Raw genomic sequence first — 14,143 nt, 5'->3', positions numbered from 1 at the left:
TGAAGATCGGTCAACTGCACAACTCGATGGCGCGGCGTCCTAACTCGCGAATATCCTCGGAAATATCAGGATCATCGAGTTCATCCCAAGTGACCCAGCGCGCTGCTTGCACTTCGCGTTCGGCGGTCGTCAGTTCGCCGTTTCGCACCCGCGCGAAGTAGATCAGATCGATATGTTGATGTCCTGGCGTAATGTCTTCGAGCAGGATGCAGTAGGGTTGTGGCAGCACACGCACCTTGCCGAGGATGCCGCCGCTCGTCAGCAGTTCCACCTCAAGCCCGGCTTCTTCGCGCACCTCGCGGATGGCCGCCTCGTCGGGCAGTTCGTGCGGGTCGATGTGTCCGCCGGGCGGCAGCCACTTCCCTAACTTTCGGTGCAGGAGCAGTAAGGTTTGCCGTTCGTGGACAACGAACGTCGTGGCAGTGAAATCGCGGGTGATGTCTGACATGGCATGTTCCCTGGTAATACTGCTGTTTCGAGAGGGTAGTATACTATACGGCGACAGGCATTCCTGGGTATGCAGCAGGACCGTTAGCGTATAGACGGGCGTGATGCATGTGGGTTATAATTGGCAGTTGTCTGGCGCCGCAATCGCCGTCAACTTCGTGTCGCATCGTTATTCGGGTTCATGTTTGTTCACCTGCTCTGGCAACCCTGAGAGACCAGGACCATCCCCGCGCAGGTTGAGGAGGGATCGTTGGAAAGCTTCAGAATACCCATTCTGAAGATCGGCGATGTGCTGATCGCCTCGATTCAGGTGGCGTTGCACGATGCGTCTGCGGTGCAGTTCAAGGACGATCTGCTGCAAAAAATCTACGACACCAAAGCGCGAGGTCTGATCGTCGATCTTACCGCTGTTGATGTGGTTGACAGTTTTATCGGGCGTCTGATCAGCGACATCGCTTCGATGGCCGGCCTGATGGGGACGAAGGTTGTCATTACCGGTCTTCAGCCGGCTGTTGCCATTACACTGGTGGAATTAGGGCTGGAACTAACCGGTGTGATGACCGCGCTCAATCTCGAGAAAGGTCTGGCAATGCTCCGCCGACAGGCTGAGGAGGACGCCGATGGCACAGGCTAAGGTTGCGCCGATCCGTAGCGACCTCGATATAGTGATCGCTCGCACCCTTGCCCGTGATACTGCAAAGGCGCTCGGCTTCGGTGCGATTGATCAGGCGCGTATTGCAACCGCCGTCAGTGAACTGGCGCGGAATATCTTTCTCTATGCCGGCACCGGTACCGTAACCATTCGCGAAATTGAGCGCGGCGGTCGGAAGGGGATCGAAATCATCTGCGAAGACCAGGGACCCGGCATCGCAGATATCGATCTCGTCATGCAGGATAGCTACAGCACGTCGCGCGGCATGGGGATGGGGTTGCCCGGCGCGAAGCGATTGATGGACGAATTCGATATTAAGTCCGCCGAAGGGCAGGGAACGATCATCCACTGCCGGAAGTGGCGCACCTGACCGGATACAGTCCAGAAGAACGAAGCGCCGACGAGTCGTCAACCTGCACAACTCGCCGGCGCTTAATTGTGAGAGAGTGTTGTTACTTCTCTGATAGAGCGATCAGCCGGGTGTCGCCCAATTTATTGCCTGTAGTGACCATCTTGCGGCTGACGTTGGCTGAGCGTCCAAAACGTCGCCAAAGCGACGCTCTCATCGTTTTTGCCGTGGTGACCGTCTTGCGGCCAACGTTGGCTGAGCCTGTCGAAGCCAACGTCAGCCGCTCCATGTCCAGGTTGTGGGTGATCGCTCTATCAGGAGCCTGTTACCCTTGTGCCCTGGCGAGGCGCTCGATCCGGTTGAGCAGATCGCTGATTTCAAACGGTTTGAGCATATGATCGTCGGCGCCGGCGGCGCGACTGCGCTCGATATCGACGGCTTCGGCGCGCACCGACAGAACAATGATCGGCACGGAACGCCGCGCCTTGATCTGCCGGCAGACTTCCCAACCATCCAGATATGGCAGATTGATGTCGAGCACGATCAGATCCGGCCGATGTTCGGCTTCACGCTGAAGCGCCTCCATGCCATTACGGGCAACGATAATATCGTGACCTTCAGCAATCAGGACACGCTGCACCAGATCAAGGATGTCACGATTGTCATCGACAATGAGAATGCGCATCGGAGTAGTCGGGCTGTCTTTCTTTGCGGCGTATTATACCGCAAGACGTTCCTCTATCAATGCGGATGTCGTTCGTTTGCTACGATGCGCCGTTTTTGCTCATCTCATACATGCGCGGTCATTCGTACCATACTGCCGGGGCGCTGCGGGCGAAAGCCCGCGCTGAGCAAGTGAAAGCCCCGCCGGGGCTGCTGATGCCAATGCGCGGTCATGCGTCCACGACTGCCAACGCGCGTTGTGGATCGTTACACCTTGCGAACCGGGCGCTCGAACATCTTGTCTGACTGACCGCAAGTTTGGGTCAATACCGTAGGTGTATCCGTGTATAGATGTTGCCGGGGGATGTATGTCAACAGGATGGCCTGTATACGATAATGAGTCCCAGTATCGCCGTATTGTGGCGTATCTTATGCCTGGCGAAACCCTGTACGCTGTCTATGACTGCAAAGGCGTAGGAACCGGTTTTGTCGGCATTACTGATCGGCGCGTCATTTTCTACGACCAGGGAATGCTGGCGAAAAAACGCTCGATGATCTCTATTCCCTATTAGAATATTCTGGCTGTCGCCGTTGCCGATGAAGGAGTGATCTTTCAGAGCGGCGAAATTGTTCTTCTGACCGCGTTTGGTCGGTTTGCCTTCGAATTCCGCAGTCCCGACAAGGCCGATTGGGTGTATCGGTTCATCCTGGGACAGATTATGGTATCGAAATATCCGAACCCATCAACAGGATTGGGATAATGATCAGGGATCCCCGGAGGGGGTATGAAACACAACACCATCATCTCTTGCCCGGTCTGTGGTTACGCCAGCGCTGCGGATATGCCCGCTAATGCATGTGTGGTTGTGTATGTGTGCGCGCAGTGCGGCTCGGCGCTACGCCCGCTTCCTGGCGATTGCTGTGTGTTCTGCTCCTATGGCGACGACCTCTGCCCGCCGGAACAGATGCGTGTGGCTGATGCCTGAAGCGGCTCTGCTCCGATCAGCGCCTATCACAACACCCTCTGATCTGGTGGGCGCAGGCACTGCCTGCGCCCACCCAATTTAGACACGCTCTCGTTGACCGTCTTGCGGCGGACGTTGGCTGAGCCGGTCGAAGCCAACGTCCGCCGCTCCACGTTCTTGATGATCCAGGTTTGGGTGATCGCTCTATACGCCCCTGTGCAAGCATGCCTGCACAGCGCTGGCTATTCTCGCTGTCGCAATAGCGCACCCGGAGGATCTGCCTCGTTCATCATCAGCACCTGCTGCAACCGCAGTTTGAGGTGCGCGAAGGCTGGCTCAGCAACCACAGTGTAGGAACGCGGACGCGGCAGATCGACCGTCAGTTCCAGTGCAACCTGCGCCGGACGCGGAGTCAGGACGTAGACGCGGTCCGCCAGGAGCAATGCCTCGTCGATGTCGTGGGTCACCAGGAGAATCGTCCGGTCGAGCCGATCCCACAGCCCCAGCAGCCATTGCTGGAGCTGGGCGCGGGTCAGGGCGTCGAGCGCGCCAAATGGTTCGTCGAGCAACATGATCGGGCGATGCCAGAGGACGGTGCGGAGCAGCGCGGCGCGCTGCCGCATGCCGCCGGAGAGCATGGCAGGGCGGGCATCGCCCCATCCCGCCAACCCGAAATCGTGGAGCAGGGCGCACGCCTCGCGGCGGACAGCCGCCACGTCACCGCGCTGCACTATCGTTGCCAGCACGGCGTTGTCGATAATACTGCGCCAGGGAAGAAGCGCATCGCGCTGCGGCATGTACGCCACCTGCCCGCGGCGCCCGGTGACATCGATGCTATCGATCAACACTGCGCCTGCGTCGGGCGCCTCCAACCCGGCGATGATATTGAACAACGTGCTCTTGCCGCTGCCGCTGGGACCGATGATCGCCACAAATTCGCCCGCCTCTGCGTGGATCGTCAACCGATCGATGACGGTCACCGGTCCATCGGGCGTCCGAAATGTCTTACTGACTTCACGCACGTCGAGCATCGCCATACCACGACCGATCCTCTACACAATCCGCTTATTCAGCGTGTTGCGTTCGGCGCTGGCTTCGACAGGCTCAGCCAGCGTGTTGTTACGGCAGAAACGCATTGGTGAACGCCTTCTCCGGCTCGATCATGCGCGCAATCAACCCGCGATCCGCCATCCACTGCGCGTAATCGCGCCAGACGTCGAGTTTCTGTTCGCCCCAGCGCGGCGCTTCCGCCTGATACTGGCTTGCCAGATACTGCTGGCTGCGTTTGACCAGTGTTGGGTCGAGTTCGGGCGCTGCTTTCAGCAACACGTCGGCGGCTTCGTTCGGCTGCTCGATAGCGAAGCGATATCCGGCGCTCGTGGCAGCGAGGAACCGACGCACCAGATCGGGCTTTTCGACGATCATCCGTTCGCTGGTGATCAGCACCGGGGTGTAGTAATCGGGAATGCATTGGAGGTCGTTCATCATCAGAATCGTGAGCGGCGCCCCGCGCACTTCTGCTTCAACGCCTGTCCATCCTTTGAAGATCCAGGCAAAATCCACATCGCCGCGCTCGGTCGCTACAAAGAAGTCGGTGCTGCCGATATCCACGAATTCGACCTCGTCGAAGCGATCACCGGCGCCATCACACTCCATTAATCCGCGGATTGTCGCCTGTTCGATGGGGGAACCGAAGGCGCCATACTTTTTGCCGGCAAAGTCGCGCGGTCGGGTGATGCCTTCATCGGCGCGGCTCGCAAAGCCGCTGGTGTTGTGCTGAATGATTGCGGCAATCGACACAATCGGCACCCCCTCGACCCGCGCATACGTGACGGCTTCCTGGAAGGAGATGCCAAAGTCGAGTTTACCCGCCGCAACCAGTTGTTCGGCAGTTCCGCCCTCCTGCGCGCCCAGGATTTCGACATCCAGCCCCTGCTCCTGGTAGTACCCCATGTCGCGCGCCACGTACAGCCCCGTATGGTTGGTGTTTGGCGTCCAGTCAAGCCCGACACGAACCGGCGTCAATTCCTTCGCCGGCGCCGCCGGTGCAGCGCCGCCACAGGCGGCAAGCACGAATGCTGTCAGCAACAGAATACTTGTTCGTTTCACGATTCATCCCTCCATGAGATAATCCAGCGTTCCAGCACGGTCACGAACGCAAACAGCCCAATCGTCAGCAGCGAGGTCACCAGTGCCGCCACGAACACCTGATCGGTGCGAAAGGCGCGCAGTGAACGCGCGATGTACACGCCAAGGCCGGCGCTCGCGCCGATCCACTCGGCCAGCACGGCGCCAATGATGCTATAGGTCACTGCAACTTTGATGCCGGTGAAGATCGCGGGCAGCGCCGCAGGCAGCCGCAACAGGCGCAGCAATTGCCAGTAACTCGCCCCCATCGCCTCCAGCAAACGCCGCTGGTCGCGGTCCGCCGCCTGCAACCCATCGGCGGTGTTGACCACGATGGGAAAGAACGTCACCAGTGCGACGACCAGCACCTTGGGCAGCATGCCAAACCCAAATCCCACCACGAGCAGAGGAGCGATTGCCACAATCGGGATCGTCTGTGAGGTGACCAGCAGCGGGTACACGGCGCGCCGCAGGAATGGCGACGCATCAATCAGCACGCCCAGCGCGAAACCGCCGATCAGTGCCAGCCCAAAGCCGGGGGCGGTCACCGACAGCGTTGCTGCGATGTGTTCACCCAGCACCGGCAGGTTGTTCATCAGGGTGGTCAAAATGCGCGACGGCGGCGGCAGGAGCCATGGCGGCAGCGCCAGGCGCCACACGGTCAGTTCCCACGCCGCAACCAGCGCACTCAGGAGCGCGAAGGGCGGCAGAACCTGCGCAACGCGCCGCTGCCATCTGCTGCTCCTTCCGCCAGGCGATGCCGCCTGAACGACATGCTGCGCCTGTTCACTCTGCATACTTCGCCAGCTTCTCGGCAATCGTAGAGCCGCGCGGGTCATAATCCACTTTGATCAGCGTGAAGACCCGCGTTGCTCCTGCCTGGAGCACCGCTTCCTGCGCCTGTTTGATCACTGCCATAATTGCGTCGTACTCCCCCTCGATCGTCGTTTCCATTGGACCGACGCGATATGGCAGGCCACTTGCAGCGACTACGGCGATGGCAGCGTCGACAGCCGCGTAGGTTGCGGCTTTATCCGGTAATCCTCCCGGCAGGACCTCGAAACTGATGGTTACTGATGGCATGGCGCCCTCCCGATACAAAACCGCCGCCCCCAGAAGTAGGGAGCGGCAGTTCATACACCATCCATTGCATTCCCTACGCTGGCATAACCCAGGTCAGGTTCGAAGGGTCAGCGGCATTGTCGGGCCGCACTCTCAGCCAGGCTCTCCTGGCTCCCCTAGCTGCGCCGTGCACGGCGCAATCGGTTGTTCTATGAATCATACGACTTTCTGTAGCGCCTGTCAAACGTGTACAGTCTGCGGGGTGCAGTCATGAGTTGACAGGAACCACTGCGGTTCTGGCAGACGGCGCCCGCGCTGAGTGGACGAAGCCCCGCTGACGCGGGGCTGGCGCGGTGCGGGCGCATGCGCCGAAGCGAGGGCGCGGTCGCGCCCTTCGTGCGCTCAGCCCGACGGTTCAGCGTCGGGCGACGCAGCGGGTTGCCGCCTGACAAATCGTGCCTGGACCCTGCGATCGTGATAATCTGTTAGTCACCAACACAAAAACAGGACCATCGTCCTGCTCTCAGCGCCTGATCCGCCTTTGCCGCCGAAGCGGAATATGCGAGAATGCCGCTGCACCTATCGACTCGATCTGCAACCGTGCTTTCGTGTTCCGCCTTTCTTGAAGAGGGAAGCGTATGTCTCGACATCTGCTGTGGATGGTTCTTTTCCTGATGATTGGCGCAACAGTACTGCCTGGAAGAAACGCGGCGCATGCAGCGCCCGGCTACGAGATTCAGGTGGTGAAGACCCGCCTTGATCGACCCTGGAGCATCAATTTCGCGCCCGACGGGCGTTTGTTCTTCACCGCGCGCAACAGCGGTCGCCTGTATGCTCTGAACATCGCAACCGGCGCGGTGCAGACGTTCAGCGGTCTGCCGCCTGACAGATTCCGCGCTGAACAGGAAGCCGGCATGCTGGGAATGGAACTCGACCCCGATTTTGCCACGAATGGGTGGGCGTATATCTGCTATAGTCACTTCGATGACGGGGGCAATCGCCGGAACCGTCTCTCGCGGTTCACCGTCAATCCTGCATCCCGCAGCGTCGCCGAAGAGCGAGTCCTGATTGATGCCATGGTCGGCGCACTCTACCACAATGGTTGTCGCGTCGTTGTGTCGCCTGATAACCAGTATCTGTTCGTATCGATGGGCGATGCCGTCGTTCCATCGCTCGCGCAGGACCTCGACAGCACCGGCGGCAAGACCTTCCGCATCCTCAAGGACGGAAGCATTCCGACCGATAACCCGTTCTATGATAACGGCCGGTTGCCGCGTTCGTTGATCTGGACATACGGGTACCGCAATCATCAGGGGCTGGCGTTTCATCCGACGACCGGCGATCTCTGGAGCACCGAGCACGGACCCGACATCATGGACGAACTCAATGTTTTGATCGCCGGGCGCAACTACGGCTGGGGGTGGGGCAATTGCCTGGGAACAGTAAACTGTAATGGCGTGCCCAATTTTATGCCGCCGGTGGCGGTGTTCAACCCCGAAAGAACAGTGGCCATGTCGGACATGGTCTTCTACACCGGCAGCGCATTCCCCGAATGGTTCGGCGATCTCTTCTTCGTTACATTGAGAACTGGCAGGCTCTACCGCCTGAAGATCGATGATCGCACGATTGTTGAGCAGGAAATCCTGATCGATGGTCAGTACGGTCGCCTGCGCGACGTGACGGTCGGGCCGGATGGGTTCATCTATGTGTCCACTGACGAGACAGAGGCGAGATTGCTGCGCATCCGCCCGACGATCGAGGGACCGTATCGCGTGCAACTGCCGCTTGTTATGCGGGGGTAGCGATCTCTTCGAGGAAAAAGCGCCCCTGTGCATCGTCGTAGCCGAAGAGTTCGGCATAGCGCCCCCATTTGCTGGCGATATCGAGTTGCTGTTCCGCCTCATCGGGCGGGAAGTCGCGCTCCAGAGCGGTGAGGAGTACATCGCGGCGCAACGCGCGTTCTCCCGACGCTTCCAGCATGCGCAGCATCCAGCGAAAGAAGGGCAAGCGCCGCAGCCGTGAGGCAAAGATTTCTTTGCGTGCCAGAATGCTGGCGTCGGCAAACGTTTCGCCGAGCGGCGTAATGATCAAGTCGCCGGTTTCGACGCGGGCGAAGCCAAGGAGTTCCGCCGCTTCGATCAGCGCCTGCAAATTGTTGAAACCCAGTTCCAGTTCTTCCGCCAGCTGGTAAATATCGTCGCGCTCGGTGGGGGTGTTGTTCACGTGCTCGAGGAGACCGGCGAGTTCGGTAACCTCGGCGGCGGGCAATGCGCGTGTGCGCCCGGCCTGCCCCGGTTCCGTGCCGAACTCGACATGCTCCGGTTGTGTCTGCCCCATGAGAATGCCGTAGACGCGGTCGGTCAGCGCAACGAATGCGTCTGATTTGCGGTCACGCGGATGCGGCAGGGTCACCGGCACTTCGGTGATAATCCGCCCTGGACCTTTGTCCATCACGACGATCCGATCCGCCATGAAGATTGCTTCTTCGATATTGTGGCTGACCATCAACACGGCGCGAATCTGAAGTTGACCGCCGGTCCAGAGTTCGAGCACTTCGCCGCGCAGCGTCTCGGCGCTCAGCACATCCAGCGCGCTGAACGGCTCGTCGAGACAGAGCAATTCGGGGTTCGCGGCGAGCGCGCGGGCAATCCCGACTTTCTGGCGCATGCCGCCCGACAGTTCGCGCGGATACGCCTGCTCGAAGCCGTCGAGTCCGACCAGATCGATGAGTTCGACCGCGCGGGCGCGCGCCTGCTCCTCCGGTACGCCACGCGCCCGCATAGCGACTGCCACATTCCCTTCGACGGTCAGCCACGGAAAGAGCGCAAACGACTGGAAGACAATCGTGGCATATGGATTGACGCCATGCAACGGCTTGTCGCGGTAGCGCACCTCGCCTTCGCTCGGCCGGTTCAGCCCGGTAATGATACGGAGCAGCGTGCTCTTGCCGCAGCCTGATGGACCGAGCAGCGCGACGAACTCTCCTTCGCGAATGGTCAGGTTGATATGCTCAATGGCGGTGAAGCGTTTCTCGCCGCGCCCGTAGCGCTGCGCCACATTCCGCAATTCGACCAGCACTGCGCCGTTCGATGTCGCCATACGCCAACTCCTGGTTCATCATTCCATACGATAGACGTTTTCCGCCAGCCGGTAGAGACGCCGCCAGACGAGGCGATTGATTGCCACCACAGTGATGACCATCGCCAGCGTCGCCGCCAGGAGGCGCGGGTAATCGCCATCGGCAGTTGCAGAGGTGATCTGCGCGCCGACGCCGATGCTCTGGTACACCTGCCCGCCAAAGACGACGTACTCAGCGACGATGCTGGCATTCCACGCGCCGCCGCTGGCGGTGATCATCCCGGTGATCAGGTACGGGAAGAGCGCCGGCAGGATCAGGGTGCGCCAGCGCTGCCAGCCGCTCAGTTGCAACAGGTCGGTTGTGTAGCGTAAATCTTGCGGGATGGCCGCAGCGCCGGCAATGACGTTGAACAGCAGGTACCACTGCGTGCCGAGCAGCATGAGCAGCACCGCAGCGATATTCAACCCGCCAGGCGCGGCAAGCAGCGCCAGCACCAGCACCGGGAAGAGCGCCGTCGCCGGAATGGAGGCGACAATCTGCACAATCGGCTGGAGCACTGCCGCTGCGCGTGGTTGCGTACCGATATAGACGCCGAGCGGCGCCGTCCAGAGCAGCGCAATAATCAGCGCCGCCACAACGCGCAGGAACGTTGCGCCGACTCCAAACCCGATGTCAATCCACCGGTCGAGCGGAACCTGGAGCAGCAATCGCCCGCCAAGCGCAGCGCCCGCCAGCGCTGCCACGATAATGCCGGCAACGAACAGCCATCCGACCCCGAAACCACTGTTCGCTCCGGCGCTGACGCTGTGGGGAAGCGGCAGCACCCGGTCCATGAGCCTGTCAAACGCGCGCCCTGGCGGCGCGAGAACGCCGGCCGCCGCGTCTTTCAGCGCAGCGCGCTGCAACAGGTCATAGAACCACGACTGCGGCGGATTATCGCTCTCGACCATTTCGAGTTTGAAGCGATCCGCCTAGACCAGCAGCGGACGCCAGACCAGTTGATCGAGCAGAACGATGACGATGATCAACGTAGCGATGCCATAGCCGATGGCTGCAAGGTTCTCTTCATTCGCTGCGGTCTGCAAATAGGCGCCCAGTCCGGGCAGTCGAAAGTCGCGCGCGCCAAGGGTGAAAATCTCGGCTGCCATGAGGAAGAACCAGCCGCCTGCCCAACTCATCATGCTGTTCCAGATCAACGCCAGGGCGCCGAATGGCAATTCCAGCGTCGTCAACCGGCGCCAGCGGGTGAACCGGAAGATCCCGCTCGCTTCGCGCAGTTCACCAGGCACAGTGGTGAGCGACTGATACCAGGCGAAAGTCATGTTCCAGACCTGGCTGGTGAAGATGAGGACGACCGATGCCAGTTCGACTGCAATCCCCTCTGGCAGGATCGCCGTAAGGCTCAGAAGGACAACCGGCAGGAACGAGAGGATTGGCACGCTCTGCAACACATCGAGCAACGGCATGAGCACCCGTTCGGCGCGCGGGTTGTATGCGGCGATGTAGCCGTAGATCAGGGTAAAGACGAGCGACAGGGCATACGCCGCCGCCATGCGTCCAACCGAATGCAGCGCATAGAACGGCAATGCGCTGATCGACAGGCTGATCTCTGGTCCACGAACCTCGGCGGGAGCGGACTCTCCTGCCCAGATGCCAAGCGCCAGCAACCCGACAACGACCAGCAGAATGATGCCATCCGCCCCGGTGAACTATGGACGGTCTGGCGGGGTTGGCGTGAACCCCCGGCGAGTTGGTGCGGTCATAAACGCTCCGGGCAACCAGAAGTGACAGGCGAACGTGAGAAATCTGCTGCCACGCAGGCGGGGAAACAGGCAGCCGCCGTGCTGCCTGTGCGACGAGTGCTATTATACTACTGGCAGAGATGGGCTCGTTCGTTCTCCGTGGTTCGCAAGTGTGACGAAGATGTGGTATAGTGTGGCAAGTTCACGCTTCATTGCTCCTCGTTGGAATGAAGTAACGAGACCTGCTATGACAATCCCCCGGCGCAGAGCCGCAGGGAAACGAAGAAACATCCGCAAGAGCGGCGCGTCCGTTTATCGGTGAGCATAGAGCGGCTTGATGATCAAGCCTCATTGAGAGATCGGCGCTTCCTCCAGACGCCCCGTTGCGCCGAGATGCTACAGCTGAACGTCCGCGTGGTGAGGAGACAATTCAATCTTGAGTGCAGAACGATTGCAGAAAGTGCTGGCAAGCGCTGGCATTGCGTCGCGGCGTGACTGTGAAGAGTACATCGCCGCAGGACGGGTCATGGTCAATGGCAAAGTGGTCCGCATCCCCGGTACACGCGTGGACCCGGAGCACGATGAGATCTTCGTCGATGGAAAGCCGATCGGCAAGATTCACCACCGCACCTATGTGATGCTCCACAAGCCGGCGGGCGTGGTCTCGACGACCGATGATCCGCAGGGTCGCCCGACGGTGGTTGATCTGGTCAATCTTGAACAACGATTGTTCCCCGTGGGTCGGCTCGATTACGATTCGGAAGGATTGCTGCTGTTGACAGACGATGGCGAATTGACCCAGAAGTTGACCCACCCCAGCTACCAGGTCGAGAAAGAGTATCGGGTCCTGTTAGACGACGCCCCCTCGCCGAATGCGCTGCGCGCCTGGCGCTCTGGCGTCGAACTGGACGGTGTGAAAACGGCGCCGGCCTGGGTCGAACTGATTGAACGCACACCCGAAGGAGCGTGGGTGCGCGTGATTTTACACGAGGGGCGCAAGCGCCAGATCCGCGAAGTGGCGCGATTGCTCGGATATGAGGTGCGGCGGTTGATCCGTGTGCGCGAAGGTCCGCTGACTCTGGGAGACCTTCCAATCGGTACGTGGCGCTTTCTTACAGACGAAGAGGTTGACATGTTACGAGAACACGCCGAACGAAGCGTGGCGGTCGCCGATGCGGAACAGCCGCGTCAGCGCGAACGGGACGAAACAAAAGCCGCTGGCGGTCGACGGTTGCGGCGTATCAATCCGTCAGCGCGGTTGTTGCAGAAAGGTGAAAGAGTGACAGAGACGGCTCTGCCCGAACTCGATGAAGCGATTGGCGCAGAGGAAGGTCTTCCGCCGGTCGTTGAAGAAGGGCATAAGGTGCACGACAAAGAGGTCGTCCGTCGTGATGTCCCTCCATCGCGCGACGTCCGGCGCGACGAGCGGGGTGGCGGGTACCGGAGCGAGCGCCGCGACGAGCGGGGTGGCGGCTACCGGAGTGAGCGCCGCGATGAGCGGAGTGGTCCACGCGACGTCCGGCGTGACGAGCGGAGTGGCGGCTACCGTAGCGAACGACGCGACGAGCGCGGGAGTGGTCCGCGCGACGTCCGGCGTGACGAGCGGGGTGGCGGCTACCGGAGCGAGCGCCGCGACGAGCGCAGTGGGAGCGGGCCACGCGATTTCCGGCGCGACGAGCGCGGGAGTGGTCCGCGCGACGTCCGGCGTGACGAGCGGAGTGGCGGCTACCGGAGCGAGCGGCGTGATGAGCGGAGTGGCGGCTACCGGAGCGAGCGGCGTGATGAGCGGAGTGGCGGGTACCGGAGTGAACGCCGCGATGAGCGCAGTGGGAGTGGGCCACGCGATTTCCGGCGCGACGAGCGGGGTGGCGGGTACCGGAGTGAACGCCGCGATGAGCGCAGTGGGAGTGGACCACGCGACTTCCGGCGTGACGAGCGCGGGAGTGGACCGCGCGATTTCCGGCGCGATGAGCGGAGTGGCGACTACCGGAGCGAGCGGCGTGATGAGCGGAGTGGCGGCTACCGGAGTGAACGGCGCGACGAGCGGAGTGGGAGCGGGCCGCGCGATTTCCGGCGCGACGAGCGGAATGGCGGCTACCGGGGTGAGCGCCGCAATAAGCGCGGGTCGGGCGGCTTTTCGCGCAACGACCGCCCTGCACCGCGCTACTCCGAAGATGATGAGGAATAACCCTGCTTGGCGCAACCGGGTAGGCGAAGGCACTGCCTTCGCCTACCCGACAATCTTTTTTCTCCCGCCGCAAGGCGGGTTCTTCCGCGCTACGCAGAAAGAAGGCACTGCCTCCGCCTACCCGACAATCTTTTTTCTATCAGTTCGTTGAGCGAGGGGTGGCAAAAACCTGCGTCCAGTACCTTCCGTATGAACCGCCGTCAGCGTAGGCGACGCCGATCTCGCGTAAATTGCAGTTCAGCATATTTGCCCGGTGCCCTGAACTGCTATACCATCCCTGAACCACCTGTTCGGCAGTGCGATACCCGGCTGCAATGTTTTCGGCTGCCGTTGAATATGTATACCCCGTGCGTCGGATGCGATCCCACGGAGTGAAACCATCCGATCCGGTGTGGCCGAAGAAGTTGTTCGTCGCCATGTCCTGGCTGTGCGCCGCAGCGGCGGCTGTCAACTGCAGCGAGACCGTTAGCGGGGCGCATCCTGCCGCCACACGATACTGGTTCGTCAGATCGACGACCTGCTGGGCAGGCGGCGATACGGTGGTTGTGCCGCTGTTACTGGTCGTTCCCGGCACAATAACAAGCGGCAGGTACACTCTCACGGTCGCCGCTGGCACAATTCCACTTTCGGCAGAAACCGAGATGTCTGCATCCATGTCTGTTGCTGGTGCACCAATGTCGGCAGGGGGATCGACCGTCGTCTGAGCAGAGAGCGTGAGCGGTATCAGACTCAGCGCAACGGCCATGATGAGAACTGCAATGCGATATGGTAAAGACATGTACGCGCTCCAGAAAAATGTTGTAGGAGAATGAGGGCGCCATACCTCTTTACCCTAATTTTAAGGTTTGCCGGCTCGCCTGGAAATAGCC

General features: G+C 60.7%; 16 protein-coding genes and 1 riboswitch. Of the genes, 6 read left to right on the top strand and 10 right to left on the bottom strand.

Going from position 1 to position 14,143, the window contains the following annotated elements:
* Positions 1-10 precede the first annotated feature (10 nt).
* Positions 11-448 carry an NUDIX hydrolase gene (locus tag AC3EA7_RS14595; protein WP_488614796.1) on the bottom strand — a complete coding sequence of 146 codons (438 nt, stop codon included), beginning with the start codon at positions 446-448 and terminating at the stop codon, positions 11-13.
* A gap of 249 nt (positions 449-697) precedes the next feature.
* Here AC3EA7_RS14595 and AC3EA7_RS14590 point away from each other — a divergent pair, with 249 nt between their 5' ends.
* Both AC3EA7_RS14590 and AC3EA7_RS14585 read left to right on the top strand, forming a co-directional pair.
* The gene (locus tag AC3EA7_RS14590; RefSeq protein WP_488614795.1) at positions 698-1,081 is read left to right on the top strand and encodes an STAS domain-containing protein; all 384 of its coding nucleotides are present in this window, start codon (positions 698-700) and stop codon (positions 1,079-1,081) included.
* Positions 1,068-1,469 (top strand): anti-sigma regulatory factor, encoded by a 402-nt coding sequence (locus tag AC3EA7_RS14585; protein ID WP_488614794.1) that lies wholly within the window; start codon positions 1,068-1,070, stop codon positions 1,467-1,469. Before AC3EA7_RS14590 ends, AC3EA7_RS14585 begins: the two co-directional genes overlap by 14 nt.
* Before the next feature lie 304 nt (positions 1,470-1,773).
* Here the strand turns inward: AC3EA7_RS14585 and AC3EA7_RS14580 are convergent, their stop codons facing one another.
* Entirely contained in the window at positions 1,774-2,133 is a 360-nt protein-coding gene (locus tag AC3EA7_RS14580; RefSeq protein WP_488614793.1) for a response regulator transcription factor, read from the bottom strand.
* A gap of 409 nt (positions 2,134-2,542) precedes the next feature.
* Between AC3EA7_RS14580 and AC3EA7_RS14575 the strand changes: the two genes are divergently transcribed.
* Positions 2,543-2,683, top strand: a complete 141-nt coding sequence (locus tag AC3EA7_RS14575) for a PH domain-containing protein (protein ID WP_488614792.1) — start codon at positions 2,543-2,545, stop codon at positions 2,681-2,683.
* Positions 2,684-2,896: 213 nt separating this feature from the next.
* Positions 2,897-3,097 (top strand): GDCCVxC domain-containing (seleno)protein, encoded by a 201-nt coding sequence (locus AC3EA7_RS14570; protein WP_488614791.1) that lies wholly within the window; start codon positions 2,897-2,899, stop codon positions 3,095-3,097.
* A 221-nt stretch (positions 3,098-3,318) separates the two neighbouring features.
* Here AC3EA7_RS14570 and AC3EA7_RS14565 read toward each other — a convergent pair whose 3' ends face one another.
* The 4 genes from AC3EA7_RS14565 to AC3EA7_RS14550 all read right to left on the bottom strand — a co-directional run bounded on the left by AC3EA7_RS14565 (position 3,319) and on the right by AC3EA7_RS14550 (position 6,286).
* Complete coding sequence (locus AC3EA7_RS14565) at positions 3,319-4,113, bottom strand: ABC transporter ATP-binding protein (RefSeq protein WP_488614790.1); 795 nt, start codon at positions 4,111-4,113, stop codon at positions 3,319-3,321.
* 82 nt (positions 4,114-4,195) lie between these two features.
* Positions 4,196-5,185 (bottom strand): ABC transporter substrate-binding protein, encoded by a 990-nt coding sequence (locus AC3EA7_RS14560; protein ID WP_488614789.1) that lies wholly within the window; start codon positions 5,183-5,185, stop codon positions 4,196-4,198.
* Positions 5,182-6,000 carry an ABC transporter permease gene (locus AC3EA7_RS14555; RefSeq protein ID WP_488614788.1) on the bottom strand — a complete coding sequence of 273 codons (819 nt, stop codon included), beginning with the start codon at positions 5,998-6,000 and terminating at the stop codon, positions 5,182-5,184. The genes AC3EA7_RS14560 and AC3EA7_RS14555 overlap by 4 nt, the downstream gene beginning before the upstream one ends.
* Positions 5,990-6,286, bottom strand: coding sequence for a thiamine-binding protein (locus AC3EA7_RS14550; protein ID WP_488614787.1), 297 nt, complete (start codon positions 6,284-6,286; stop codon positions 5,990-5,992). The genes AC3EA7_RS14555 and AC3EA7_RS14550 overlap by 11 nt, the downstream gene beginning before the upstream one ends.
* A gap of 52 nt (positions 6,287-6,338) precedes the next feature.
* Positions 6,339-6,453: riboswitch (TPP riboswitch) on the bottom strand.
* A 450-nt stretch (positions 6,454-6,903) separates the two neighbouring features.
* Here AC3EA7_RS14550 and AC3EA7_RS14545 point away from each other — a divergent pair.
* Positions 6,904-8,067 (top strand): PQQ-dependent sugar dehydrogenase, encoded by a 1,164-nt coding sequence (locus AC3EA7_RS14545; RefSeq protein WP_488614786.1) that lies wholly within the window; start codon positions 6,904-6,906, stop codon positions 8,065-8,067.
* Here AC3EA7_RS14545 and AC3EA7_RS14540 read toward each other — a convergent pair.
* Genes AC3EA7_RS14540 through AC3EA7_RS14530 form a run of 3 tightly spaced genes read right to left on the bottom strand, consistent with a single transcriptional unit; the run spans position 8,054 to position 11,011 of the window.
* Positions 8,054-9,364 carry an ABC transporter ATP-binding protein gene (locus AC3EA7_RS14540; RefSeq protein WP_488614785.1) on the bottom strand — a complete coding sequence of 437 codons (1,311 nt, stop codon included), beginning with the start codon at positions 9,362-9,364 and terminating at the stop codon, positions 8,054-8,056. The two genes, AC3EA7_RS14545 and AC3EA7_RS14540, sit on opposite strands and share 14 nt — an antisense overlap.
* Before the next feature lie 18 nt (positions 9,365-9,382).
* The gene (locus AC3EA7_RS14535) at positions 9,383-10,294 is read right to left on the bottom strand and encodes an ABC transporter permease subunit (RefSeq protein ID WP_488614784.1); all 912 of its coding nucleotides are present in this window, start codon (positions 10,292-10,294) and stop codon (positions 9,383-9,385) included.
* A gap of 21 nt (positions 10,295-10,315) precedes the next feature.
* A complete protein-coding gene (locus AC3EA7_RS14530; protein WP_488614783.1) occupies positions 10,316-11,011 on the bottom strand; it encodes an ABC transporter permease subunit in 696 nt (231 codons plus the stop codon).
* A 511-nt stretch (positions 11,012-11,522) separates the two neighbouring features.
* Here AC3EA7_RS14530 and AC3EA7_RS14525 point away from each other — a divergent pair.
* A complete protein-coding gene (locus AC3EA7_RS14525) occupies positions 11,523-13,274 on the top strand; it encodes a pseudouridine synthase (protein ID WP_488614782.1) in 1,752 nt (583 codons plus the stop codon).
* A gap of 139 nt (positions 13,275-13,413) precedes the next feature.
* Here AC3EA7_RS14525 and AC3EA7_RS14520 read toward each other — a convergent pair whose 3' ends face one another.
* Entirely contained in the window at positions 13,414-14,052 is a 639-nt protein-coding gene (locus AC3EA7_RS14520; protein WP_488614781.1) for a CAP domain-containing protein, read from the bottom strand.
* Positions 14,053-14,143: the final 91 nt, after the last annotated feature.

This window comes from Roseiflexus sp. (genome assembly GCF_057785375.1).
Note: the sequence above shows the minus strand (reverse complement) of the source record. Positions and strands in the feature narration are given on the sequence as shown.